Below are 22,605 nucleotides of genomic sequence, written 5' to 3' on the forward strand. Positions count from 1 at the left end.
GCGGTGCAGGCGCAGCCCAAGGTGGGGCGCTGTGATTTACGACGAGACAGGCAGTCCCGCCTGCGGACTACGCAGGTGGGACTGCCTGTTGGGGTTGTTGACGCTTAAGGTCTAGAACAGTGCGATCTTGTTTGGGGCAGGGAAGATCTCATCGATGTGAGCGAGGTCCTCTTGCGAGAGGGGAACGATCGCCTGCGAGTTCTGCTCAATCTGCTCAACCTTGGTTGCCCCAGCGATGACGGAGGCGACTGTCGGCTGGGCTGCAAGCCACGAGAACGCCACCTGGACGACGGTAAGGTCGCGTTCACGGGCGAAGTCTGCGAGTTGCCCGAGTGCTTCCCATGGGGCGGTCTCGAGCATGCCCGGCTTGATGCGCGTGAGACGTCCATCCTCTGGTGCGTGACCGCTCGTGTACTTTCCGGTGAGTAGACCGTTCGCGAGCGGGAAGTAGGGGAGTACACCGAGGCTGAACTCGCGAGCAGCCGGAGTGACCTCGAGTTCCGCACGTCGGTCAATCAGGTTGTAGTGGTTCTGGGTGGACACGAACCGGTGCGTGCCCAGTTCCCGGGCCACGTACTCCGCCTGGGCGATCTGCCAGCCCGCACGATTGGAGTGGCCGATGTAGCGGACCTTCCCGGCGGTAATTAGATCGTCCAGCGCGCGCAGTGTCTCGTCGATGGGGGTCAGGGGGTCCGGCGTGTGGAACTGATACAGGTCGATGTAGTCCGTGCCGAGTCGGCGCAAGGATGCCTCCACCGACTGCATGATGTACTTGCGTGATCCCCGAGCCTTGAGGTCCAGCCCATTCTTGCCTGCCGCGTCCATGCCGAACTTCGTGGCCACTATGACCTGATCGCGTCGGGAGCCGAGCGCCTTGCCAAGGAATTCCTCGGAAACACCCGGCTCACTGCCGTACACGTCGGCGACGTCAAAGAACGTGATCCCCGCATCGATTGCGGCGTTGACCACGGTTGACGAAACCTCAAGGTCCTCGGTTGCGGTCTGTGGGCGGCCAAGGTTGTTGCAGCCCAAGCCGATTGCGGAAACCGTCAGACCGGATTTTCCAAGGCGGCGCTGCTCAGGAGCGTCAGATGGGGCGTGCGTGAACAAAGGGTGGCTCAGATAAGTGCTCATGTAGTAACTCTACTGCGACGGCGATGCTCACAATGTGAACAAGTGGACAGTTCTGTCTTCACGATGTGATCGGGTGTGATGCTTCACATCAACCGGTGAAACATTGCCTCACTAGGTAAGATGTTCTCAAGATTTTGGATGAAAGTTATCGTTTTGTGACCGAATAGTGAGAAGGGAGGTTCATATTTTGGCGAAGGCTTCTAACGTCGAACTATGACTGAACTTGACACCCACCACATGTCACATGCGGACCAGACGCACAACGACGTGCATAGCGCCCCCAGCGCAGACCATAGCGAGCAAGAGCGCGAGTCCGAGTCCTACACACATGGACACCATGAATCAGTCCTGCGTTCGCACCGTTGGCGTAACGTGGCGAACTCTGCCGCCTACCTTGCCCCGCTGCTGCGCGAAAACCTCAGCATCCTGGACGTGGGTTGCGGCCCAGGCACCCTTACCGCTGACCTTGCACAGTTGGTGGCCCCCGGAAAGGTCATCGGCGTTGACGCGGCCGAGATAGTTCTTGGAGACGCACGTGCTCATGCCACCGAACTGGGCGTGACCAACGTGGAGTTCCAGCAGGCCAACGCCTATGAACTGCCCTTCGAAGATGGCGCATTCGATATCGTGCATGCGCACCAGGTGCTGCAACACCTGTCCGACCCTGTTGCCGCAATCCGCGAGATGCTTCGCGTGGTCAAGCCAGGTGGGATCATCGCCGTGCGCGAATCCGACTACGCCGCCATGTCCTGGTTCCCCTCAAGCCCGGGCCTTGACGAGTGGAACACCCTCTATCACGAGGTCACCAATGCATACGGCTACCAGGCGGATGCTGGTCGGTACCTTTTGAACTGGTTCATCGCCGCCGGAGCGAACATCGATCAACTCTCTCCATCCGCATCCTCGTGGTGCTATGCAACGCCTGAGACCCGCCAGTGGTGGGGTGGTCTATGGGCCGAACGGTGCGTTGAGTCAAACTTCGCAGTACAGGCCAAGGAAGCCGGACTCGCTGACGATGTCGCACTCGAGGAACTCGCACACGAATGGCGCAACTGGGCCGAGCAGCCCGATGGCTGGTTCACGGTTCCGCACGGCGAAATCATCGTGCGGGTCTGAGACCACTCAGGTGCCCATAGGAACTTGACGACGATTCCCTCCTCAGCCGGGGACAAAGTAGCGGGGTGGAGTGTAGCGGGCCCGCGAAGCTGGCCGCTACCGAAAGCTAAGCGGATGTAGTCCCTCGGCAATGAACGCTGCGCACGTCGCGCTGGCAGGAGGGAATCGTCGTAAATAGGGGTCTTGCGGTAATCGAACTCAGGCATTTACCCTCGAACTCAGGCTGCTCCGGCCTGAGTTCGAGGGTAAATGCCTGAGTTCGATGGCGTTGGGCTGGTGTGTACGGGAGCGTCGATGGGGTTGGTCCGGTATCAAGTGTCAGTGGGACCAACTAGACTTGTGTGCGTGCGTATTGCGAGATTTACAACCGGTGACGACCCCCGGTACGGATTCATTCAGTCAGAGAACGGCAAGGAATACATTGCGGTTCTGAGCGGTGACCCGCTTTACACCCCGATCGCGCCAACCGGTGAGCGCATCGAACTGGGCGACGGCGTGCGCCTGCTCGCTCCCGTCATCCCACGCTCCAAGGTGGTCGGTGTGGGACGTAACTTCGCTGACCACGCCAAAGAAATGGGCAACGAGATCCCGTCCAGCCCGCTGCTGTTCTTCAAGCCGAACACCGCGGTGATCGGCCCAGACGACCCCATCGTGCTGCCTGACTTCTCCCAAGAGGTCAGTTATGAGGCAGAGTTAGCGATTGTGATCGGACGCCTCACAAAGGACGTTTCGCCTGAACAGGCCCGCTCGCATATCCTCGGCTACACGGTTGCCAACGACGTCACAGCGCGTGACGCTCAACGCAACGACGGCCAGTGGGCGCGGGCAAAGGGATTCGATTCATCGTGCCCGCTCGGCCCATGGATCGACACCGACCTGAAAACTGAGGACGTGCAGATCCGCTCCCGCGTGAACGGCGAACTCAAGCAGGATGGCACCACGCAGGACATGATTTTCGACCCCGCGTTCCTGGTCTCCTACATTTCCGAGGCGTTCACGCTGCTTCCCGGCGACGTCATTCTGACCGGCACTCCGGCGGGCGTGGGCACGATCACGCACGGCGACCGCGTCGAATGCGAGATCGAAGGTTTGGGCGTGCTGTCCAACCCGGTCGTCCGCCGCAGCTGGGACGACTAAGTAGCCCGCTGATACGTAAGATTTCCGACGAACCGGCCGGTTCGTCGCAAATCCAACGCCTCAGCCATACCTGGCACAGGCGTGTGGGCTGCACGCGGCCCGCAGTAAACTTAAACGGCGTGCGCGACAGCGCGCACGCGTACACAAATCCGTAAACCAAAAGGTGTGTTTTGTCCGAGTCAACCGTTTCCCCGGCAACAGGCAGCGACGTTCGCGTTCGGTTCTGCCCTTCACCAACCGGCACCCCACATGTGGGACTGATCCGTACCGCGCTGTTCAACTGGGCGTATGCCCGTCACACGGGCGGAAAACTGATTTTCCGCATCGAGGACACTGACGCGGAACGTGACTCCGAGGAAAGCTACCAGCAAATCATTGAGGCGCTGAACTGGCTGGGTCTCGACTGGGACGAAGGCATCAACGTGGGTGGGCCGCACGGTCCATACCGCCAGTCGCAGCGTTCCGATCTGTATCAGGACGTTATTGCCAAACTCGTTGAGGGCGGCTATGTGTACGAGTCGTTCTCGACCCCGGAGGAGATCGAGGCGCGCAACACCGCTGCTGGTCGTCCGAAGGCGATGGGCTATGACGGATACGACCGCCACCTGACCGACGAGCAGAAGGCTGCTTTCCGTGCCGAGGGCCGCGAGCCGGTTCTGCGCATGCGCATGCCTGATGAGGACGTGTCATTCTTCGATGTCGTGCGCGGCGAGGACGTGACGTTCAAGGTTGGAACCGTGCCGGACTACGTGGTGGTGCGCGCGAATGGTCAGCCGCTGTACACGCTCGTGAACCCCGTGGATGACGCGCTCATGGAGATCACCCACGTGCTGCGTGGCGAGGACCTGCTCTCATCGACTCCACGCCAGGTTGTGCTCTACCGGGCGCTCCTTGAACTGGGCGTTGCAAAGGTTATGCCACAGTTCGGTCACCTCCCATACGTGATGGGTGAGGGCAACAAGAAGTTGTCCAAGCGCGACCCCGAGTCGAACCTGTTCCACCACCGTGACCGCGGTTTCATCCCAGAGGGACTCCTCAACTACCTTGCACTGCTTGGCTGGTCCATCGCGCCAGACAACGACATCTTCTCCATGGAGGAGATGGTTGCTGCGTTCGACGTCAAGGACGTGCTGTCCAACCCTGCGCGATTCGATCTGAAGAAGGCCGAATCGATCAATGCAACCCACATGCGTTTGCTTGAGGCCGAGGACTTCCGTGCCCGCCTGGCGCCATACCTGCGCGAGGCTGGACTCGTGTCGGCGGACTCGTACGACTCGTTGACCGAACGCGAGCAGAGCATCCTCACCGAGGCTGGGCCACTCGTGCAGGAGCGCATGACCCTGCTCGGCGAGGCAAAGGGCATGCTGGGTTTCCTGTTCACCGCTGATGAGGACATCACGTACGACGAAGAGTCGCTCAAGCAGGTGGACAAGATCGCTGAGCGCGTGGACATCCTCGACCGCTCAATCGAGCTGCTCTCCGGCCTTGAATCCCTCTCGGACCCGCACGAGGTACAGCAGGCGTTGCGCGGCGTGCTCGTTGACGAGATGGGTGTCAAGCCTCGCCTCGCGTTCACGCCGCTGCGCGTGGCAGTGACCGGACGCCGGGTATCGCCGCCGCTGTTCGAGTCCATGGAGATTCTTGGCCTCGAATCCTCACTCGTTCGCCTCAAGCGTTTCCGCGAATTCCTGACCAGCGCTTCATGATCCTCAGCAACACCGTTGAAGGCGTCCTGTTCGATATCGACGACACACTCGTTGACACGCGGGGCGCCTTCGCGCATGCCATGAACGTTATCGCCGGGAAGTACCTGCCGGGTGTGGGAGTGGCCGAACAGCCGAAGGTGCTAGAACTGTGGCGGGCCGACCCGAGCGGCTACTACCGTGCATACACGCGCGGCGAGATGACGGCACGCGAACAGCGCATGGCTCGCGCCAATCAGCTGCATGAAACCTTCGGTGGGCGCAACCTGTCCGATGATGACTTCGAGGTCTGGGACGCCGAGTTCATGGCTGCGTTCCGGGCTGGCTGGAAGCCTTTCGACGAGTCTCGCACCGTGATCGACACGTTGCGTTCGCGCGGGTATCGGGTCGGTGCTCTGACCAACGCAGGGCTGGCGTTGCAAACCGAGAAGATGCGCGTGTGTGGGCTGTCCGATGTGGACGTTTTGGTCACGCTCGATACCTTTGGTGTGGGCAAACCTGACCCGCGGGTCTTCCAGGAGGCAACACGTCTGCTGGGCACCGAACCGGGCGTCACCGCATACGTGGGCGACGAACCCGACATTGACGCACTCGCAGCACTGGGTGCCGGACTCGGAGCCGGTATCTGGGTGGACCGCCCCGGTGCGCGGCGTGGAGGCGCACACACCGAGGACCCTGCCGCGGTAGCCCGTGCTGGAATCTCAACGATCACCTCGCTCACTGAACTCCTGTAACAGAACCCATTCAGCACCGTCTGCGTTGTGACTCCACCGTGCCTCTGCGACTCGGACAACTTAGACAGGGGCCACGAACCGACTTGCCTGCGTGATGTAGGGGAGTTCAAGTTCAGATTCGGCACCAGGGAGAGCACGCAACTGTTCGCGGATCTTCTCCGCAACTACTCGCCGAGCCGACTGGGGTAGAGACAACGACCAACTCGTCGACAAGGCCAAATCAACCAACTGCTCGACCGTGCGCTGTTGTGACCACGGGAAATCCCTCTGCTGCGCAACGCCCCACGCCACCTCAGGGGTTCTGCGGGGGAGCGATGCCCGCGCACCTATTTCAAACAGATCGCAATAGTCACGCACCCAACCAATGGAATCATCCTTCACATTCCACGCAATCACGAGCACACCACCTGGACGCAGCACCCGAAGTATCTCAGCGCTCGCGGCGGCGGCATCGAACCAGTGCCAGGCCTGAGCCACAAACGCGGCATCCACGCTCGAATCCGGCAGCGGGATCGAGGTGTCCTTGCCCTCCAGAATCGGGATGTTCGGGGAGGCTGCGGCAAATTGCTCCCGCATACCCGGATCGGGCTCCACCGCAACGACATCGGTCACATACTCATGGAGTACGCGGGTGAGCTTGCCGGTACCCGCCGCGAGATCAAGGACCTTTGGATTGTCCGGGAGATCGGTCAGCGCCCACTGTACGAACTGTGCGGGGTAGGTGGGCCGGGCCTCGTCGTAGAGTTTGGCCGCGGAGCCGAAGGACAGGGCGCGTTCTGGCTGGAAAGACATGGAAGACCTCAGGGTTGGTAAGCGTTCACATCTAACGTAACGCAGGCCACGTTGTTTTGATTTGGAAACTAAACCTGAACTCAGGTAATGTTTTCGTTGTTGGCAGCGAGGGGAAACCCTGCAAAGTTGGCAAAACATTGGAATCAAGCCGATTCTGATGGGCTATGGTGTAATTGGCAACACAACGGTTTCTGGTACCGTCATTCTAGGTTCGAGTCCTGGTAGCCCAGCGATTAACTCTTCACGAGTTATCACCGCGGAAACGCAAAGCCCCCATAGTATAGCGGCCTAGTACGCCGCCCTCTCACGGCGGTATCACGGGTTCAAATCCCGTTGGGGGTACGTTTAAGAAAAGCCACTCAGGAAACTGAGTGGCTTTTCTCGTTCTTGGAGTCGCTTCGTTGACTCTGCCAACCCCCTGCCGCTAACCTGCTTCTTCACCACACACAAACGCTGGGCTAGAGGCCACATGGTGGTTTTCCGGGATTAAGGTGTTTTTTCTTGGTTGGTGATCCCGGAAAATCACCATGTTGTGCTTGACGATAGTTACGGGCGGTACTGAGTTCAACGTGGGCGGGTGCATTGCGTCTAGCCCTTGATGAACGCATGCAGCATCGGGTGAGAATCGCACTTGATGTGTTCGCCACGCGCACGAACACCCAGGTCCCGGAGCACAGGGAGTTCGTCGTGGCCTTTGTCAGCGGTGGCATCATCGGGGCAATCTTGGAGTGGGCGCTCAGCGATGAGACCGATGTGGAGACGTGGGCAACCCACATGCAGGGTTTGATGCCGTCATGGTGGCCGGTGCACTAGACAGCCGTGAGCGTGCAGATGCGAGCGGGGTTGCCTGGCCGGATCGAATGCATGGGCTCGCAACGAGTGCGTGGCCGTGTGCTACATCACGGGCATTTGAGTTGCGGGCACCCCGCTGGTTCTGTGTAAGATTACGGAGTCGAAAACGCGGAAACGCTGATTGACAAGCCCCCATAGTATAGCGGCCTAGTACGCCGCCCTCTCACGGCGGTATCACGGGTTCAAATCCCGTTGGGGGTACTCATACGAGGGAGCCACTCGGATTACCGAGTGGCTTTTCTTGTGACCGGCACCGTTGAGGTGCCAAGGCCCCCATCGTCTAGTGGCCTAGGACGCCGCCCTTTCACGGCGGTAACACGGGTTCGAATCCCGTTGGGGGTACAAGAGCAAAGCCATCCGAGGACCGGGTGGCTTTACCTGTATGCGCGAAGGCGTCTGTGCCGGGATGGTCCCTAGACCAGAGAAAACGATACCGGGCGCTCAAGATAACGACCATAACGAATCGCCTGTCTCGCAAGGGCCTTCTCAAACGCCGCATTTGGAGCCTGGCCATCGAACAGGCTCACCAACACGGCTGAGTCTTTACTCCGGTCCTTGCGCGTCCAGGTTCCGGCGACGACACCATTGCGCACAACGTGTGCCTTGAACATGCCGTTACGGCCTGGAACGATCCGGTCGATGTCTCCGGGAACCAGTTGTGGGGACCGGTCACGGTAGCCGAGCAAAAGTTCATCGAACCCCGCGTTCAGGTGCGCACCCGGAAGTTTTGATGGCAGGGCCGCGTCCAACTGCTCGGTGGGAGCCACAAACGGCACTGTCGAATGCGGGACCGTCACCCAGGTGAGGTCGGTAGCGAGACGCTCCAGAGAGCGTGCGACAACTGATTTCCCAAAGGTTGACCAATAGGAGATGTCCTCTGCGCTCAGCGGCCCGCGTCCGGCGATGATTCCTCGAATGATGTGGTCGTAGGTTTCGTCGACGTCGTGCGGGAACTTCAGCGCAGAGCCCTCGGAACCGGTGTGCCAAGGAGCGAGTGAGAGCTTTTGATCGGTTCCATCAATGGCGCCCCATACAACGTCCCCGTGCATGCAGCACGTGACGATGAGGTGATAAAGCCTGCCGTCCTCAAGGGCCAGCCCTGCATGGGACCATAGTTGCCGGACCTCGGCGCGGGTCAGTCCGTCTTGGTCCCGCAGCGCTTCGATGAGAGTTTCCCGGGCGCGGTCAATCACGGCCTCTGTCAAGCCGAGATCTGCGCGGCGGCGGGTGCTGGTCTTCAGCGCGCGTGGTCCCATGAGGGACATGACGCGAACTGCCTGCTCGCGGGTGAGTACGTGCAAGGTGCCACGGAATACCCAGGTGCGAATGAGTTGTCCGCTGTTGAATAGGTCCTCAACCTGGGCTCTCGTCGCGGTATCGCTGCGCGCCGCTATAGCCCAGAGCGTGCCAGGAAGATCCTGCCCCTGCACCGCGAGCATGCGGTGCGTTTGTGCAAGGCTGTGTTCGATCCCGCTACCACGTGGCGGACGGTGTAACCCGAGTGCACTGAGCCGTAGAGAGATGAGTTCGCGCGTGCGAAGGCGCGGCATGGAGGCAATGGTCATGGCAGCACCTTACCCGTGCTGATTGGGGAGATTTGGGTATTTGGTCGGGGCGTTCTTGCTTGGCGACGAGCGGTCGCCTTCTCCCCGCCGCTCACGCTGGGAGGCGAGTCGGGATGTGGCTGCCGTATCGTCGTCAATCTGTAGGCTTTTACTTCACTGCGCAGAGATCGCTGATGCACAGTGAAGTAAAAACCTACACATTCAGCGGATTCTATCGGCTAGTGCGCATGCAAAAGGGCTGGCCCGTGCAACAGCACGAGCCAGCCCTCAGCGGTAGATCAGGAGTTACGCGAGTCCTCCCCTGCGCGACGCAACACCTCGGTGAGGCGGTTGGCTGCGGCGACGACCGAGCCTGCGTGCAGGCGACCTGGCTGGCGGCTCAGACGCTCGACCGGACCGGAGATCGACACTGCCGCGACGATGCGACCGGATGGTCCACGCACCGGGGCGGACACAGAAGCCACGCCGACCTCACGCTCCGAAACGGACTGCGCCCAACCGCGGCGGCGCACTCCCGACAGAATGGTCGCGGTGAACTTGGCGCCCTGGAGACCGCGGTGTAGACGATCTGGTTCCTCCCACGCGAGCAGAATCTGTGCGGCGGAGCCTGCCTGCATGGTCAAAGTGGCACCCACGGGGATAGAATCACGTAAACCGACAGGACGTTCAGCGGCTGCCACGCAGATGCGTTGATCGCCTTGGCGACGATACAGTTGGGCGGACTCGCCCGTGTGGTCTCGCAGAGCCGCGAGCACAGGGTTGGCTGCCGCGAGGAGACGGTCTTCACCAGCTGCCGTTGCCAGCTCGTTCAGGCGTGGGCCGAGGATGAAACGGCCTTGCATGTCGCGAGTGACCAGACGGTGGTGTTCGAGCGCAACCGCCAAGCGGTGCGCGGTAGGGCGCGCTAGTTGTGTAGCTGCTACCAACTGGGCGAGGGTGGCCGGCCCTGCCTCGAGAGCGCCGAGCACAGCCGCTGCTTTATCGAGTACTCCGACTCCACTTGAATTGTCCATAGAATGATATTGCAATCTCAAGGCGCGAGAATGCAAGTAGACTCTCCGTTTAGAGCCCCCAAAAAACTCCGCAACCCCAAAGTTCGACGCGGACGAGAGAGGAAGAAATCATGGCCGGCACCTTGGCTGAGAAAGTATGGGATGCACACCTCGTGCGCCGTGGCACGAATGGTGAGCCCGACCTGCTCTACATCGACCTACACCTTGTTCACGAGGTTACGAGCCCGCAGGCTTTCGAGGGCCTGCGCCTTGCAGGACGCCCCGTTCGCCGCCCTGACCTCACGATTGCCACCGAAGACCACAACACTCCGACGCTCAACATTGACCGTCCGATCGCCGATCTGACCTCGCGCACGCAGATCGACACCCTGCGCAACAACGCCAAGGAATTCGGTGTTCGCATCCACTCGCTCGGCGATGCAGACCAGGGAATCGTTCACGTTGTCGGTCCGCAACTCGGTCTGACCATGCCCGGCCTGACGGTTGTGTGTGGTGATTCTCACACTTCGACGCACGGTGCCTTCGGGGCCCTCGCATTTGGTATCGGAACCTCTGAGGTAGAGCATGTGCTTGCCACCCAGACCCTTCCGCTGCAGCCATTCAAGACCATGGCCATCAACATCAACGGTGAACTCCCTGAGGGATCGACCGCGAAGGACATCATCCTCGCGATCATCGCGAAGATCGGAACCGGTGGTGGACAGGGCTACGTCCTCGAATACCGCGGTGAGGCGATCCGCAACCTGTCGATGGAAGGTCGCATGACCATCTGCAACATGTCGATCGAAGCAGGTGCGCGCGCAGGAATGATCGCGCCAGACCAGACCACTTTCGACTACATCAAGGGCCGCCCACACGCGCCAGAGGGTGCCGACTGGGATGCAGCTGTTGAGTACTGGAAGACCCTCAAGACCGACGACGACGCAGTGTTCGACGTAGAGGTCAACCTCGAGGCCAAGGACATCGAGCCATTCGTCACCTGGGGAACCAACCCGGGACAGGGCCTGCCACTGTCCGCAAACGTGCCAAACCCAGCCGACATCGCAGATGAGACCGACCGCGTTGCCGCTGAACGTGCACTCGAGTACATGGGACTCGAAGCCGGCATGCCACTGCGCGACATCAAGGTTGACACGGTGTTCATCGGTTCATGCACCAACGGACGCATCGAGGACCTCCGCGCCGTCGTAGACGTCATCAAGGGCCAAAAGAAGCACGATGATGTTCGCGTCATGGTTGTGCCAGGCTCCGCTCGCGTTCGCCTCCAAGCCGAGCAGGAAGGTCTCGACCAGGTGTTCAAGGACTTCGGTGCCGAATGGCGTAACGCCGGATGCTCCATGTGCCTTGGCATGAACCCAGACCAGCTCAAGCCAGGCGAGCGTGCGGCATCAACCTCGAACCGTAACTTCGAAGGCCGTCAGGGCAAGGGCGGACGCACTCACCTCGTGTCCCCACTCGTTGCGGCGGCAACCGCGATCCGCGGAACCCTGTCCTCGCCAGCAGACCTCGCAAGCGACGCTGAGCTCGCACACGCCTGATAGCCGATCCGGAAAGAGAAACAAGAATCATGGAAAAGTTCATCAAGCACACCGGTATCGGCGTCCCACTGCGTCGTTCGAACGTGGACACCGACCAGATCATCCCAGCCGTCTACCTCAAGCGAGTCACCCGTACGGGGTTTGAGGACGCACTGTTCTCCGCATGGCGCAACGACCCTGAGTTCGTGCTGAACCAGGATGCCTACCGCAGCGGCTCGGTCCTCGTGGCAGGCCCCGACTTCGGAACCGGTTCTTCCCGTGAACACGCGGTGTGGGCGCTCAAGGACTACGGTTTCCGCGTCGTCCTGTCTGCTCGCTTCGCAGACATCTTCCGCGGCAACTCGGGCAAGCAGGGTCTCGTGGCGGGTATCTGCGCGCAGGAGGACATCGAACTGCTGTGGAAGATCATCGAGACCAACCCCGGCACCGAGATCACCGTGGACCTGGAGAACCGCACTGCAACCGCAGGTGATGTCACCGTTCAGTTCCAGATCGACGACTACACCCGCTGGCGGCTCATGGAAGGCCTGGACGACATCGGCCTGACCCTCCAGAACGAGGCTGACATCGCCGAGTTCGAGGAGAGCCGTGCATCGTGGCGCCCCAAGACACTCCCAGCGAAGCACGAGCCGAAGTTCCACGTCGAGGCTGCACGCCCGGTTGACGAGGAAGCCAACGCGTAGGTCGCCTTAACGCTGAATATAGAGCGCGGCCCCTCACCCTCCCTGTGGCGGGGAGTGAGGGGCCGCGCTTTGCTGTGTCCTGGGCGTTAGGCGCGGGCTGAGCGCTGCCGCAGCGCCTCATACATGAGCAACGTTGCGGCGTTACCGGCGTTCAACGAACTGGCAGACCCCGTCATGGGGATCGACAGGGTCACGTCCGCTGCTTCCCGCCAGGCCTTGGACAGTCCAGAGGTCTCGTTTCCCACGAGCAGCAGCACGGGCACAGTAAAGTCGAAGTCCCACACATCGGTGTCACCGTGTTCATCCGTCGCGGCAACGACGATGGGAACACCTGCCGCACGCTGTTGCTCCACCCAGGTGCTCACGACCTCCTGGGAGTTCTCCCGGACCACCGGGAGGGAAAAGAGCGAACCGGTCGTGGCCCGCACCGCCTTTGGGTCGTAAGGGTCTGCCGCATGCCCGGTCACTATCAGGCCGTTGGCTCCCAGGGCGTCTGCTGAACGCACGATGGTCCCGATGTTCCCAGGCTGTGTGGGGCGGTCGAACACCACGCCGAGGAAGTCCTGAGGCACGGGGATGCGAGATAGGTCGTCCGCGGGGAGCGATACCAGGGCGATCGCCTCGGTCGAACCATCCTCCTTGCCGCTGAGCTCGTTCATGAGCTCCGATGTCATCGCGATCTTGTCGCACTCAATCTGGGTGATGTCATGGGCCCACTCGGACAGTTTGCGGTCAGATGGATAGATCAGGGTCGTGATGTCCCACCCGTGTTCGAGCGCCATGTTGATGGGGCGGACACCCTGCACCACGAACTCACCTGCTCGAGTGCGCTTGTTCCGGTTGGTCAGAAGCGCCTCGATTTGCTGGTATCGGGCGTTCTTTACCGAAATCTTCAACAGGCCCAATTGGGGCTCCCTCACATGCTTGTTTGGTTACGAACTTTCTTACGTTGCGCTCCGGTAGGGGTGCGCTCCGCGAGACCCCTCCGCTCCGCTGCACTACTTTGTCCGTAACAAATGGTGGCGGTATGCAGACTCCACTCTATCGGTCGCCATGATCCGCTGAGGTCCAACCGATGAATGGGCTGGAATCACCACCCTCGCCAAACCGGTCATTTTCGGCTCAATCGAGGGTTTAGACTGGTGGAAGTTTGCAGCGAAGTGGGGTCGCGCGGAATGCGTGGCCCCACTTTTGTGTTGATTCAGCGAAGGCTCGATCATCACACCGATTCGAGTTAGGTAATCAGCCCAGAGATAGGCGACGATTAAGACATGGCAGATTTGATTTACGTCGACGGCGGGTCCCCGCTCAACGGTACGATCACCGTTCGCGGCGCTAAGAACTTCGTTTCCAAGGCAATGGTGGCGGCACTCCTCGGAGAGACAGCATCCGAATTGCGCAACGTCCCAGACATTCGCGACGTTCAAGTGGTCTCGGGGCTGCTCGAACTGCATGGCGTCAAGGTCGACTACGACATCAAAGCTGGCATCCTCAAACTCGATCCAAGCAACGTCGAATCCGCTCACGTCGCGGATATCGACGCTCACGCTGGTGCGAGCCGCATCCCGATCCTGTTCTGTGGTCCGTTGCTGCACCGTTTGGGTGAAGCGTTTATCCCTGACCTTGGCGGCTGCCGTATCGGGGATCGTCCCATCGATTTCCACCTCAACATCCTGCGCCAGTTCGGCGCCGTTGTGGACAAGCAGGCGAACGGCATCGTCCTCGCCGCGCCCAATGGGCTCAAAGGCGCAAAGATCGAGCTCCCTTACCCATCAGTCGGCGCCACCGAGCAGTTGCTCATGACCGCCGTTCGTGCCGAAGGCATCACGGAGCTCTCCAACGCAGCGGTTGAACCGGAAATCCTCGACCTCATCAACGTGCTCCAGAAGATGGGCGCAATCATTACGGTGCGTACCGACCGCGTCATCCGCATCGAGGGTGTTCCAACCCTCAAGGGTTACTCGCACACCGCACTGTCGGACCGTATCGAGGCAGCCTCGTGGGCTTCCGCCGCACTCGCGACCAAGGGCGACATCTTCGTTGAGGGCGCATCCCAGCCTGAGATGACCGCATTCCTGAACACCTTCCGCAAGGTGGGCGGCGAGTTCGAGATCAAGGATCACGGCATCCGCTTCTATCACCCTGGCGGTGAACTCAACTCGATTGTGCTGGAAACGGATGTTCACCCAGGCTTCATGACCGATTGGCAGCAGCCTCTCGTGGTCGCTCTGACACAGGCAAACGGCCTGTCCATCGTCCACGAGACCGTGTACGAGAATCGGTTCGGATTCACCGAGGCACTCAATGGCATGGGAGCCCAGATCCAGGTGTACAAGGAATGCCTGGGCGGAACCGAATGCCGCTTTGGGCAGCGTAATTTCCACCACTCCGCAGTGATCGCGGGTCCAACCCCGCTCAAGGCCGCCGACATCGAGGTTCCTGACCTGCGTGGTGGATTCTCCCACCTCATTGCTGCGCTCGCGGCAGAGGGACGGTCCTCGGTGAAGGGAATCCAGTTGATCGACCGGGGTTACGAGAACTTCATGGGCAAACTTGAAGCGCTCGGCGCGAAGTTCGAGATGGCTTAATTCTCGATGTGCGTCCGCCGCGGGTGGGATGTAGCCCACTCGCGGCGAGGTTGGCTGCTTGCCTGGCGACGAGTTGGCGGCGTCCAGACCTGTGGCTTCTGTTCGCTTGTTCCGCGGTCGATTCCTCAATGAGGGTGGGGAAACCCAGTCGGCGCATCACAGTGTGTATCGTCGGTGAGCGGCGACCTGTTCTGCGGTAGTCTAATCCGGTGAACAATCCCGCTGAAACACCCCGCGCACTCAGCGCCACCAACCCCAAGACCGGTAAGACTGGCCTGTACCGGGTTGCCGGAGTGATCGTGCGCCCAGTGATGCGCGCCGTTGGAAACTATCGATGGACCGGCCTGGAGAACCTGCCGTACGACCGAGGGTTCATCGTTGCCTCAAACCACGCCAGTCCAATCGACCCGTTGACGCTCGCGCACTACCTGTTCAACGCTGACCGTCCGGCCCGCTTCATGGCCAAGGAATCCCTGTTCCGGGTGCCTGTGCTCGGGTACTTCATGCGTAACCTACGCATGATTCCGGTGTTTCGTGGTACCTCGCGTGCAGGAGAGAGCATCCAGATCGCGGATCAACTTCTCAAGGAGGGCTACTGTGTTGGCGTTTACCCGGAGGGCACGCTGACCAAGGACCCCGATGGCTGGCCGATGCAGGGCCGCACAGGTGTGGCACGCCTGGCACTCGCCACCCAGGCTCCCGTTATCCCGGTAGGGCAGTGGGGGCAACTTGGTTTGTGGCCACGCGGTAAGAAGTTCTTCACGTTGTTCCCGCGTCAGACCGTGTCTGTCCATGCGGGTCAGCCGGTGGACCTCTCAGACCTGTACGACAAGGAACCTGATGCTGCGGTCCTACGCGAGGCAACGGACCGCATCATGCGGGCAATCACCGACATCGTTGCTGAGGCTCGCGGGGAGACGCCACCTGCTGAGTTCTTTAACCCGCGTGCAACGAAGAGTGAATGAGAGTCTATGAAGACCGTAGTTTTGGGCATGGGTGCCTGGGGTACCACCTTCGCACAGGTCTTGGCGGATGCCGGCAATGCCGTGGTTGTCTGGGGCCGTGATTCGGACACCGCGCGGGAGATCACCCAGGAACACACGAACTCCAAGCGGTTGAAGGGCGTGACCCTATCGCCACTCATCACGGCTACCACTGACGCCGAGGAGGCGCTTACCGGCGCCGAGATCGTTGTCGTGGCGGTGCCCTCCCAGAGCGCCCGGACGATTCTGGCGCCACTCGCCCCAGCGGTACCCCGGGACTCGATCGTGGTGTCCCTCATGAAGGGTGTCGAACTCGACACGGATCTGCGTATGAGTCAGGTGCTGTGCGAGGTCTTGGACATCCCACTGGAACGCGTGGTGGTGGTCTCGGGACCGAACCTGGCAGCAGAGATCGCTGCCAAGCAGCCGACCGCAACGGTTGTCTCCGGTATTGATGAGGCAAACACCCAGACTGTTGCCCAGGCCTGCTCGAACCCGTACTTCCGTCCCTATACCAATGCCGATCTGGTGGGCGTCGAACTGTGCGGAGCGGTCAAGAACGTGATCGCGGTGGCTGTTGGCATGGCTCAGGGGAAGGGCTTCGGCCACAACACCACGGCTACGATCATCACCCGTGGGTTGGCTGAGATCACGCGGCTTGGACTGAAACTCGGTGCTGATCCCGCAACGTTCCCGGGACTCGCTGGCATGGGGGACCTCATGGCGACGTGTGCCTCACCGCTGTCCCGTAACAACACGCTCGGGCAGCACATCGGTCGCGGGCTTACCCTTGACGAGGCAATCTCCGTGACCGGAGGTACCGCGGAGGGTGCGAAATCGTGCCGGTCCGTGTCGGAACTGGGTGTCGCAACCGGTGTGGACATGCCGATCACGAACGCAGTGGTGGCAGTGCTCCACAAGGGGTTGCCTGTGGACGACATGACACGAGAACTCCTGTCGAGACCGAAGAAATCGGAGATTGGCGGGAACGTCATCGAGAATCTGTGACCTCGCGTCTCATAGTCATGGGCTGTGCCCTGCTGGAATTCCAGCAGGGCACAGCCCGTTTTGTATTGGCTGATTGCCGACGAACCGGTTCAGTTAGTCAGGCCTCTCGTGCTCCAGTACGCTCCGGTTTGGGTCTGAACCCCGTCAATAAGAGTGCGTATTAGGTTCTCCGGAACGGCGGGGTGGGGCAGTGGCGAAACGGTTTTACCTCACCTATTGCCCTGTGTCCCACGAGATTCGTAGACAACGGAAAATCCGTTAGGGTGCAACGATATCGCGAGGAGAAAACTAACTAGACCCTACGGATGGTACCCCTCGGTTAGTTAGCCACAATGTTGCGTGCATTGTCTCGCTACTGCGGTTGTCTTTGCCTGTCCAGATAGAAGTGTAAGTAGCACGGGCGCTCTGAGTCTTCGTGGACTTTGGTCGCCAGTATGAACGCTTCGGACTGGTTATTGACCCACCGGTGCCGTATGCACTCGGATTGTAGGTTCTGAGGATCTCAGCGTTGCCTCCACTGTATGAAGCCCAATCTGCTTTGAAGTTAAGGTATCGGACGCCATCCCCTGTTTGGATCGTGCAACCTTTAGCAATCGCATAACCGCTACCGGATGTGTTAGTGCATCCTGCGATCAGTTGCGAGAACACTCCGAGATTGGTTGATGGAATTTCAACGGATGTTACCCTGATTGACCCATCGTTGAATTCTTCGACCTGTGTGACCGAACCGTTTATTGTTTTTGTCCGAGTGGCGACAGGGTTAGATTCTTTGAAAGAATCAAGAGCACCTGTTTCCGAGTATTTCGTAAGAAGGAGTTCTTGAGTTTGTTCTGGAACATCATACTTTGTCCAGAACTCCCTAATTTGATCCTCTTCTTTCTCGGACAAGATGGTGCGAGTTGATTGCTCTGCGGATGCTGTAATCGGTGAGAGCGCAAGAGTGCAAGCGATAATTAATGCACCAAATAACCTAGTCGTAACGTGAATTTTCATTTTTGTGTCCAGTACGTGGTTGCCTTGTCTTTTCCGACCGTAGCGGTCATGCTTAGCGGCCTTGTTTTTGAGTTATTACTGGCAGTGAACTGCGTGCTGATCTGTGCCCAAGCGGGACTAGTGGTTGTTTCTTTCTTTTGTCCGATTTTGAGTTTCGGAGGTTGAGGATTCAGCGTGCCAGCGTACGCCTGCCCGTAAGGGGCGTAAGCCTCAATAATGTAGTCGAATCCCCCCTGTCCGAGCGTGTAGGAGATGTAAAATCCGAGCGCGAATAGCGGAGTGCTCTCGTAAGCCTGGCAATCATATGCCGTCCGGAAACCACTCCCTGAAGCGTGGGATCGACAGTTACCAACTGCAAAAATTGAAGCCCATTCTGAATTTCCCGGGATTGCGTTCTCGATGCCATGAATGACGTACGATCCGTCGGCATAGCGCTCAATTGTTTCATTGAATCCATTTACGGTGCGAACCTCAGTTGATACAGGATCCGCTCCAGAAAACATATCCCAGTCTTCGCCAGATTCGAGTTTCTCAATGAGAATGCTGATCTGGCTTTCAGGAACATCGTTATCCTGTAGACGCGAAATGACTTCATCAAATTGTGAGTTTTCTTGTGCGAGCGCTGATGTACTAAGAAACAAAGAACTTGCGGCCGTGAATGTTAGTGCACTGATTAGTGCAGTGATGCGTTTCATGTATTTCCTTTCGCTTGGATAAATAAACGTTATATGGGATCGTCGTCTGCCGTAAATGGGACCAAGGTCCCGTCTTGAATGTCCGAGATTAGGGATTGAACGCAGTCAGCAGCGGGAGTAGTGTGTGGAGGATGAAGAAAACTGAGATGACCTCGAACATGGCTGTTCGCGTATCAACGTTCAGTGGCGTATTTACCGCTATGTGTTTGTCGATGGCTGCATATGCGACTACGCACCCGTACATGTTTCAGTTCGTGATCCCACTAGCGAGCGGAGTTGTCGCCACTGTTGTCGGCGCGCTGTTTGGTCGCGAGTTGTGCTGGTTCATGTCCCGCTCAATGATTGGGATGGCGGCAGTTACGTTGGTGTTGATACCGCTAGGGTTTGGGCCATTCCAAGCTACGGTTGTAGGCATGCTTGTGATTGTTTTTTCGACGAGAGACTTCACGCTCGTAAGTGTCCTACTCGTCGCAATCGCCTTCTTCCCCGACTATGTGGTGGCTGCTGAGGCATCGTCTGCTCGCACTTCGCTCGGCGTGGCGTGCAGTGTCGTTCTGTTCGCGATCATTGCGGTAAGCGCCTTTAACCTCGGCGCTAGAGGTGCTCCTCAACAGGTCGTGCGTAGTTAAGCCCCGTCAACGAGAGTGCGAATCTATGCACCCTAGTTTGACGAGAGTGCACTTCGAGATGTGCTGGGCGTTCGAAATTTGCCGCATCGAAAGATGCTTAAACCTGCACTCGCACTAACTGACTAACTGAGAGTGCTGATCTCAGCACTCTCAAACGGCTAACGAGGCAAGCGCCTGGTCGAGGTCCGTCCACAGGTCCTCAACGTCCTCGACTCCAACGCTCATGCGCAGCAGGTTCTCGGGAACGGTGAGGGATTCGGAAGCGAAACGTCGGCGGCGCTCAAGAGTGGACTCTACCCCGCCCAGAGAGGTTGCAGGAGTCCAGACCCGCAAACGGGCAACAACCTGATCGGCCTCGTCGGCACCTCCCGTAGGCACCACACCGAGAATCGCTCCGTAGCCGTCCATGACGCGGGTGGCGGTGATGAACCCCGGGTCGTTGGCTAGCCCTGGGTAGCGCACCTCGGCAACTTGCGGGTGCTTCTGTAGCCGTCGCGCGAGTTCCATTGCATTGGACTGCGCCCGTTCCACGCGCAGAGCGAGCGTGCGCAAGCCCCGCAGGGCCAGCCATACCTCGAACGGACCAGCGATCGCACCGTGCAGCGTGCGATAGGCGCGAATGGTCTGGTGCAGGTGCTCAGAATCGGTCAGGACAATGCCGAGAACCACGTCCGAGTGGCCCGCCAGGTATTTGGTGGCCGAGTGGAGCACCAGGTCCGCTCCGAGCGTGAGCGGGCGCTGTAGCAGAGGGGTGGCAAAGGTGTTGTCCACCGCGACGAGTGCGCCTGCGGAGTGAGCCGCATCAATGAGCCTGGGAAGGTCTGCGACCTCAAGCATTGGATTCGTGGGGGACTCGAGGAGCACCAGGTCCGCACCGTCAAAGGCTGAGATGGTTGCCTCGGTCTCCGCGATATCCACCTTCACAACCTCGACGTTGTTCCGGTCCGCAAGATCCTGTGCGAATCCCAGGGTCACCTGGTAGGCGTGGCGCGGCACGACCAGCTTTCCGCCGTGCGGCACAAGCGAGAGCACTGAAGCGATCGCGGCCATGCCAGAGCCAAACACGATTCCGGGGTTGGTGGACTGTTCGAGGTCAGCGACTGCCTGCTCGAACGGTTGCCACGTCTCGGTGTCCATGCGGGTGTACAGGAGTTCACCGGGAGCGGCCACACCCTGGGACACGTAGGTTGAGGACATGACGATCGGCGGGTTGACCGGACCGCCCTGTACTTTGTCAGGGCGCCCAGAGACCACCGCGAGAGTTGCTGGGGAGAGCCCTTCAGGGTGACTGTGCCCGCCCTGCTCGTTACTGCCCGCAGCAGCCTGTCCAGCGATACTAGGCCCTTGATACGCACCAGCGTCAACATCGCTGGAACTGCCTGAACTGTGGGGACTGCCAACCTGAGACGCGGGGATGGGCGTAACCGACTCGTCGGAAATATGGGTGGAGCTTGTGAGATTTTGCTTATCGGCAGTCATACACATGAGATTACGCCTGCAGCTCCGGTAAAGTCTCACCCGATGGCTTAGATGTCCACGTTGTAATATTCACATCGCCGCGCGTCGACGACACCGAGAAAGGCTGCGACAAGTGTCTCAGCGAGCTACCGTCATGGTCCTCTTCGGAGGACGTTCGGGCGAACACCCGATTTCCTGCATCACCGCGTCCTCGGTTCTGAAGGAGATCGACCGTTCGCGCTTCGACGTGATTCCCGTGGGCATCACCCAACAGGGCCAATGGGTGCTCCTGGACGATGACCTTACCGATGTGCAGACCGACGACACTGGCCTGCCCTTTGTCGCCGACAACGGCACCGAGATACTGCTGCCACTCGCGCAGGGCAACTCAAACTTCCGGGTGCTGGAAAACAACGGCCAGGTCCGCGGACTCGGCCACGTTGATGTGGTGTTCCCGCTCGTGCATGGCCCGTTCGGTGAGGATGGAACCCTGCAGGGGCTGCTCGACCTCATCGACCAACGTTACGTCGGCGCTGGCGTGATCGCGTCCGCCGTGGGCATGGACAAGCACTACATGAAGGTCGTTCTTGAGGGTCACGGCATCCCTGTCACACCGTTCGTGACCGTGTTCCCGGGGCAATGGGAGTCCGACCGCGCCGGAGTCTTGGCGCGGATCAGCGAACTCGAGTTCCCGCTGTTCGTGAAGCCTGCACGCGCCGGGTCCTCGCTTGGCGTCTCCAAGGTGGACAGTCTTGACGGGCTTGACGCAGCGCTTGCGGAGGCCCACAAGCACGACCCCAAAGTCCTCATCGAAACCGGCATCTCCGGACGTGAAATCGAATGTGCTGTGCTCGGTGGCCGGGCGGGTGCACCAGCCCGCACCTCGTTCCCCGGCGAGATCGCGATTGCCTCGGGCGAGTACGACTTCTACGACTTCGAGGCCAAGTACGTCGATGATGCTGCGGCCGAGTTGTCCTGTCCAGCCGAGCTTTCCGACGATGTTGCCGCCCAGGTCCGAGACCTCGCGGTCCGTACGTTCACCGCACTCGGCTGCGAGGGTCTAGGCCGCGTGGACGTGTTCGTCCAGGAAGACGGCACCGTCATCGTGAACGAGATCAACACGATGCCCGGCTTCACGCCCATCTCGATGTACCCACGTATGTGGGAGCGCACCGGCATCCTGTACAAGGATCTGGTGACCGAACTCATCGAACTCGCACTCGAACGCCCGGTTGGCCTGCGTTAAGGCTATTGCCGCGGCGTTTGGCGTTACTGAGACAAAAACGGTTGTAACTATGCGTGAGTAGCGCATAGTTACAACCGTTTTTGTCTCAGTAATGAAGTGGACCGATCTCCGCGAAGCTATTCACACGCCTTGGTGGCCGGAATCTTCGACACGCCATTCGCCACATCCAGTAGCGCAGCGGTCGGCTGGCTGGCGTTCAACGAGGCTGGCACCTGAACCATCATCGCGGGTTCGCGCCCATATGTGACAAAGGTGAAACTCGTGTCGCTGGGGTATGCAATCCAGTCGAACGTTTCCGGCTCCCCAAACATGTCCAGAGTGATGGATTGGCAGTCCTCTGAAGCGGTCTCAGGTTCCTCCACACCGCACGTAAACGTTATGGCGGCGCCGCCCTCACCCCACGCCGCAGTGGCCTGGCTGGTCGTCTTCGCCCGATCTTGCTCCAGCACCTGATCCGGCAACGACAACACCACTTCGGCGCAGATCGGCTCAGTTGCATAGGTGCCGGCCGGAACAGAGATGACGGGCGTGCAGGCGGTTAGCCCAAACATGAGGACACATGCTGTAGCGGTCACAGCAGAAGAACAAGAAATACGCACGTCTCCCACCTTAGCCGCTGAGCCCTCGACATCATGGGCGCGCCGGCATTAGTGGCGGGCTGGGAGTGATTTGTGCGCTGGTGGTTTTGATTTGCGACGAGTCGGTTTGTTCCAGCGTCACCTCACTGTGGTGTGGCTG

20 protein-coding genes and 4 tRNA genes are annotated in these 22,605 nt (G+C 59.7%); 16 read left to right on the forward strand and 8 right to left on the reverse strand.

Translation table 11 applies throughout. The features are described from left to right. Positions 1-111: 111 nt before the first annotated feature. The gene (locus ACFSYH_RS00155; RefSeq protein WP_377464385.1) at positions 112-1,134 is read right to left on the reverse strand and encodes an aldo/keto reductase; all 1,023 of its coding nucleotides are present in this window, start codon (positions 1,132-1,134) and stop codon (positions 112-114) included. A gap of 213 nt (positions 1,135-1,347) precedes the next feature. Between ACFSYH_RS00155 and ACFSYH_RS00160 the strand changes: the two genes are divergently transcribed. From ACFSYH_RS00160 to ACFSYH_RS00175, 4 genes are all read left to right on the forward strand, one after another. Next, complete coding sequence (locus tag ACFSYH_RS00160; protein ID WP_377464386.1) at positions 1,348-2,250, forward strand: methyltransferase domain-containing protein; 903 nt, start codon at positions 1,348-1,350, stop codon at positions 2,248-2,250. Positions 2,251-2,595: 345 nt separating this feature from the next. Continuing rightward, positions 2,596-3,387: a fumarylacetoacetate hydrolase family protein gene (locus ACFSYH_RS00165; RefSeq protein ID WP_377464387.1), complete on the forward strand. Its 792-nt coding sequence runs from the start codon at positions 2,596-2,598 to the stop codon at positions 3,385-3,387. A 170-nt stretch (positions 3,388-3,557) separates the two neighbouring features. Continuing rightward, positions 3,558-5,093, forward strand: a complete 1,536-nt coding sequence (gene gltX, locus ACFSYH_RS00170) for a glutamate--tRNA ligase (protein WP_377464389.1) — start codon at positions 3,558-3,560, stop codon at positions 5,091-5,093. After that, positions 5,090-5,824, forward strand: a complete 735-nt coding sequence (locus tag ACFSYH_RS00175; protein ID WP_377464391.1) for an HAD family hydrolase — start codon at positions 5,090-5,092, stop codon at positions 5,822-5,824. The genes gltX and ACFSYH_RS00175 overlap by 4 nt, the downstream gene beginning before the upstream one ends. A gap of 60 nt (positions 5,825-5,884) precedes the next feature. On the opposite strand, the gene ACFSYH_RS00180 is transcribed toward ACFSYH_RS00175, so the two are convergent. Then, positions 5,885-6,616, reverse strand: coding sequence for a class I SAM-dependent methyltransferase (locus ACFSYH_RS00180; protein WP_377464392.1), 732 nt, complete (start codon positions 6,614-6,616; stop codon positions 5,885-5,887). 158 nt (positions 6,617-6,774) lie between these two features. On the opposite strand from ACFSYH_RS00180, the gene ACFSYH_RS00185 reads away from it, so the two are divergent. The 5 genes from ACFSYH_RS00185 (at position 6,775) to ACFSYH_RS00205 (ending at position 7,810) form a co-directional block, all read left to right on the forward strand. After that, positions 6,775-6,846: transfer RNA gene (locus ACFSYH_RS00185), tRNA-Gln, on the forward strand. Between the two features lie 39 nt (positions 6,847-6,885). After that, a tRNA-Glu gene (locus ACFSYH_RS00190) sits at positions 6,886-6,958 on the forward strand. A 276-nt stretch (positions 6,959-7,234) separates the two neighbouring features. Next, positions 7,235-7,429 (forward strand): TetR-like C-terminal domain-containing protein, encoded by a 195-nt coding sequence (locus tag ACFSYH_RS00195; protein WP_377464393.1) that lies wholly within the window; start codon positions 7,235-7,237, stop codon positions 7,427-7,429. Between the two features lie 167 nt (positions 7,430-7,596). Continuing rightward, positions 7,597-7,669 (forward strand) — tRNA-Glu (locus tag ACFSYH_RS00200). Positions 7,670-7,737: 68 nt separating this feature from the next. Next, positions 7,738-7,810, forward strand: a tRNA-Glu gene (locus ACFSYH_RS00205). Positions 7,811-7,881: 71 nt separating this feature from the next. On the opposite strand, the gene ACFSYH_RS00210 is transcribed toward ACFSYH_RS00205, so the two are convergent. Both ACFSYH_RS00210 and ACFSYH_RS00215 read right to left on the reverse strand, forming a co-directional pair. After that, positions 7,882-9,033 carry a winged helix DNA-binding domain-containing protein gene (locus ACFSYH_RS00210; protein WP_377464395.1) on the reverse strand — a complete coding sequence of 384 codons (1,152 nt, stop codon included), beginning with the start codon at positions 9,031-9,033 and terminating at the stop codon, positions 7,882-7,884. A gap of 278 nt (positions 9,034-9,311) precedes the next feature. Continuing rightward, on the reverse strand, positions 9,312-10,046 hold the full coding sequence (locus ACFSYH_RS00215) for an IclR family transcriptional regulator (RefSeq protein ID WP_377464396.1): 735 nt from the start codon (positions 10,044-10,046) through the stop codon (positions 9,312-9,314). 110 nt (positions 10,047-10,156) lie between these two features. Here ACFSYH_RS00215 and leuC point away from each other — a divergent pair, with 110 nt between their 5' ends. Next, the gene (gene leuC, locus ACFSYH_RS00220; RefSeq protein WP_377464397.1) at positions 10,157-11,584 is read left to right on the forward strand and encodes a 3-isopropylmalate dehydratase large subunit; all 1,428 of its coding nucleotides are present in this window, start codon (positions 10,157-10,159) and stop codon (positions 11,582-11,584) included. A 29-nt stretch (positions 11,585-11,613) separates the two neighbouring features. Then, positions 11,614-12,267: a 3-isopropylmalate dehydratase small subunit gene (gene leuD / locus ACFSYH_RS00225; protein ID WP_377464398.1), complete on the forward strand. Its 654-nt coding sequence runs from the start codon at positions 11,614-11,616 to the stop codon at positions 12,265-12,267. A gap of 86 nt (positions 12,268-12,353) precedes the next feature. On the opposite strand, the gene ACFSYH_RS00230 is transcribed toward leuD, so the two are convergent. Next, positions 12,354-13,172, reverse strand: a complete 819-nt coding sequence (locus ACFSYH_RS00230) for a TrmH family RNA methyltransferase (protein WP_377464399.1) — start codon at positions 13,170-13,172, stop codon at positions 12,354-12,356. A gap of 366 nt (positions 13,173-13,538) precedes the next feature. On the opposite strand from ACFSYH_RS00230, the gene murA reads away from it, so the two are divergent. From murA to ACFSYH_RS00245, 3 genes are all read left to right on the forward strand, one after another. Then, positions 13,539-14,855, forward strand: a complete 1,317-nt coding sequence (gene murA / locus ACFSYH_RS00235) for a UDP-N-acetylglucosamine 1-carboxyvinyltransferase (RefSeq protein WP_377464400.1) — start codon at positions 13,539-13,541, stop codon at positions 14,853-14,855. Positions 14,856-15,064: 209 nt separating this feature from the next. Beyond that, complete coding sequence (locus ACFSYH_RS00240; RefSeq protein ID WP_377464401.1) at positions 15,065-15,820, forward strand: lysophospholipid acyltransferase family protein; 756 nt, start codon at positions 15,065-15,067, stop codon at positions 15,818-15,820. 6 nt (positions 15,821-15,826) lie between these two features. Then, a complete protein-coding gene (locus ACFSYH_RS00245; RefSeq protein WP_377464402.1) occupies positions 15,827-16,846 on the forward strand; it encodes an NAD(P)H-dependent glycerol-3-phosphate dehydrogenase in 1,020 nt (339 codons plus the stop codon). Positions 16,847-17,835: 989 nt separating this feature from the next. Here the strand turns inward: ACFSYH_RS00245 and ACFSYH_RS00250 are convergent. Continuing rightward, positions 17,836-18,534 (reverse strand): hypothetical protein, encoded by a 699-nt coding sequence (locus ACFSYH_RS00250; protein ID WP_377464403.1) that lies wholly within the window; start codon positions 18,532-18,534, stop codon positions 17,836-17,838. A gap of 131 nt (positions 18,535-18,665) precedes the next feature. On the opposite strand from ACFSYH_RS00250, the gene ACFSYH_RS00255 reads away from it, so the two are divergent. Next, positions 18,666-19,163, forward strand: a complete 498-nt coding sequence (locus ACFSYH_RS00255; protein ID WP_377464404.1) for a hypothetical protein — start codon at positions 18,666-18,668, stop codon at positions 19,161-19,163. 150 nt (positions 19,164-19,313) lie between these two features. Here the strand turns inward: ACFSYH_RS00255 and ACFSYH_RS00260 are convergent, their stop codons facing one another. Beyond that, positions 19,314-20,642 (reverse strand): trans-sulfuration enzyme family protein, encoded by a 1,329-nt coding sequence (locus ACFSYH_RS00260; RefSeq protein WP_377464405.1) that lies wholly within the window; start codon positions 20,640-20,642, stop codon positions 19,314-19,316. A gap of 112 nt (positions 20,643-20,754) precedes the next feature. Here ACFSYH_RS00260 and ACFSYH_RS00265 point away from each other — a divergent pair, with 112 nt between their 5' ends. Next, a complete protein-coding gene (locus ACFSYH_RS00265; protein ID WP_377464406.1) occupies positions 20,755-21,867 on the forward strand; it encodes a D-alanine--D-alanine ligase family protein in 1,113 nt (370 codons plus the stop codon). Between the two features lie 116 nt (positions 21,868-21,983). On the opposite strand, the gene ACFSYH_RS00270 is transcribed toward ACFSYH_RS00265, so the two are convergent. Beyond that, on the reverse strand, positions 21,984-22,418 hold the full coding sequence (locus ACFSYH_RS00270) for a DUF3515 family protein (RefSeq protein WP_377464407.1): 435 nt from the start codon (positions 22,416-22,418) through the stop codon (positions 21,984-21,986). Positions 22,419-22,605 lie beyond the last annotated feature (187 nt).

This window comes from Populibacterium corticicola, from assembly GCF_042683685.1.
GTDB classification, from domain to species: Bacteria; Actinomycetota; Actinomycetes; order Actinomycetales; family Cellulomonadaceae; genus Timonella; species Timonella corticicola.

Excerpts from the sequence above, each read along its gene's own strand:
- leuD (WP_377464398.1), top strand. The coding sequence starts at position 11,614 with ATGGAAAAGTTCATCAAGCACACCGGTATCGGCGTCCCACTGCGTCGT.
- murA (WP_377464400.1), top strand. The coding sequence starts at position 13,539 with ATGGCAGATTTGATTTACGTCGACGGCGGGTCCCCGCTCAACGGTACG.
- ACFSYH_RS00245 (WP_377464402.1), top strand. The coding sequence starts at position 15,827 with ATGAAGACCGTAGTTTTGGGCATGGGTGCCTGGGGTACCACCTTCGCA.
- ACFSYH_RS00250 (WP_377464403.1), bottom strand. The coding sequence starts at position 18,534 with ATGAAACGCATCACTGCACTAATCAGTGCACTAACATTCACGGCCGCA.
- ACFSYH_RS00175 (WP_377464391.1), top strand. The coding sequence starts at position 5,090 with ATGATCCTCAGCAACACCGTTGAAGGCGTCCTGTTCGATATCGACGAC.
- ACFSYH_RS00160 (WP_377464386.1), top strand. The coding sequence starts at position 1,348 with ATGACTGAACTTGACACCCACCACATGTCACATGCGGACCAGACGCAC.
- ACFSYH_RS00270 (WP_377464407.1), bottom strand. The coding sequence starts at position 22,418 with ATGTTTGGGCTAACCGCCTGCACGCCCGTCATCTCTGTTCCGGCCGGC.
- ACFSYH_RS00260 (WP_377464405.1), bottom strand. The coding sequence starts at position 20,642 with ATGACTGCCGATAAGCAAAATCTCACAAGCTCCACCCATATTTCCGAC.
- ACFSYH_RS00155 (WP_377464385.1), bottom strand. The coding sequence starts at position 1,134 with ATGAGCACTTATCTGAGCCACCCTTTGTTCACGCACGCCCCATCTGAC.
- ACFSYH_RS00180 (WP_377464392.1), bottom strand. The coding sequence starts at position 6,616 with ATGTCTTTCCAGCCAGAACGCGCCCTGTCCTTCGGCTCCGCGGCCAAA.
- leuC (WP_377464397.1), top strand. The coding sequence starts at position 10,157 with ATGGCCGGCACCTTGGCTGAGAAAGTATGGGATGCACACCTCGTGCGC.
- ACFSYH_RS00210 (WP_377464395.1), bottom strand. The coding sequence starts at position 9,033 with ATGACCATTGCCTCCATGCCGCGCCTTCGCACGCGCGAACTCATCTCT.
- ACFSYH_RS00215 (WP_377464396.1), bottom strand. The coding sequence starts at position 10,046 with ATGGACAATTCAAGTGGAGTCGGAGTACTCGATAAAGCAGCGGCTGTG.
- ACFSYH_RS00255 (WP_377464404.1), top strand. The coding sequence starts at position 18,666 with ATGAAGAAAACTGAGATGACCTCGAACATGGCTGTTCGCGTATCAACG.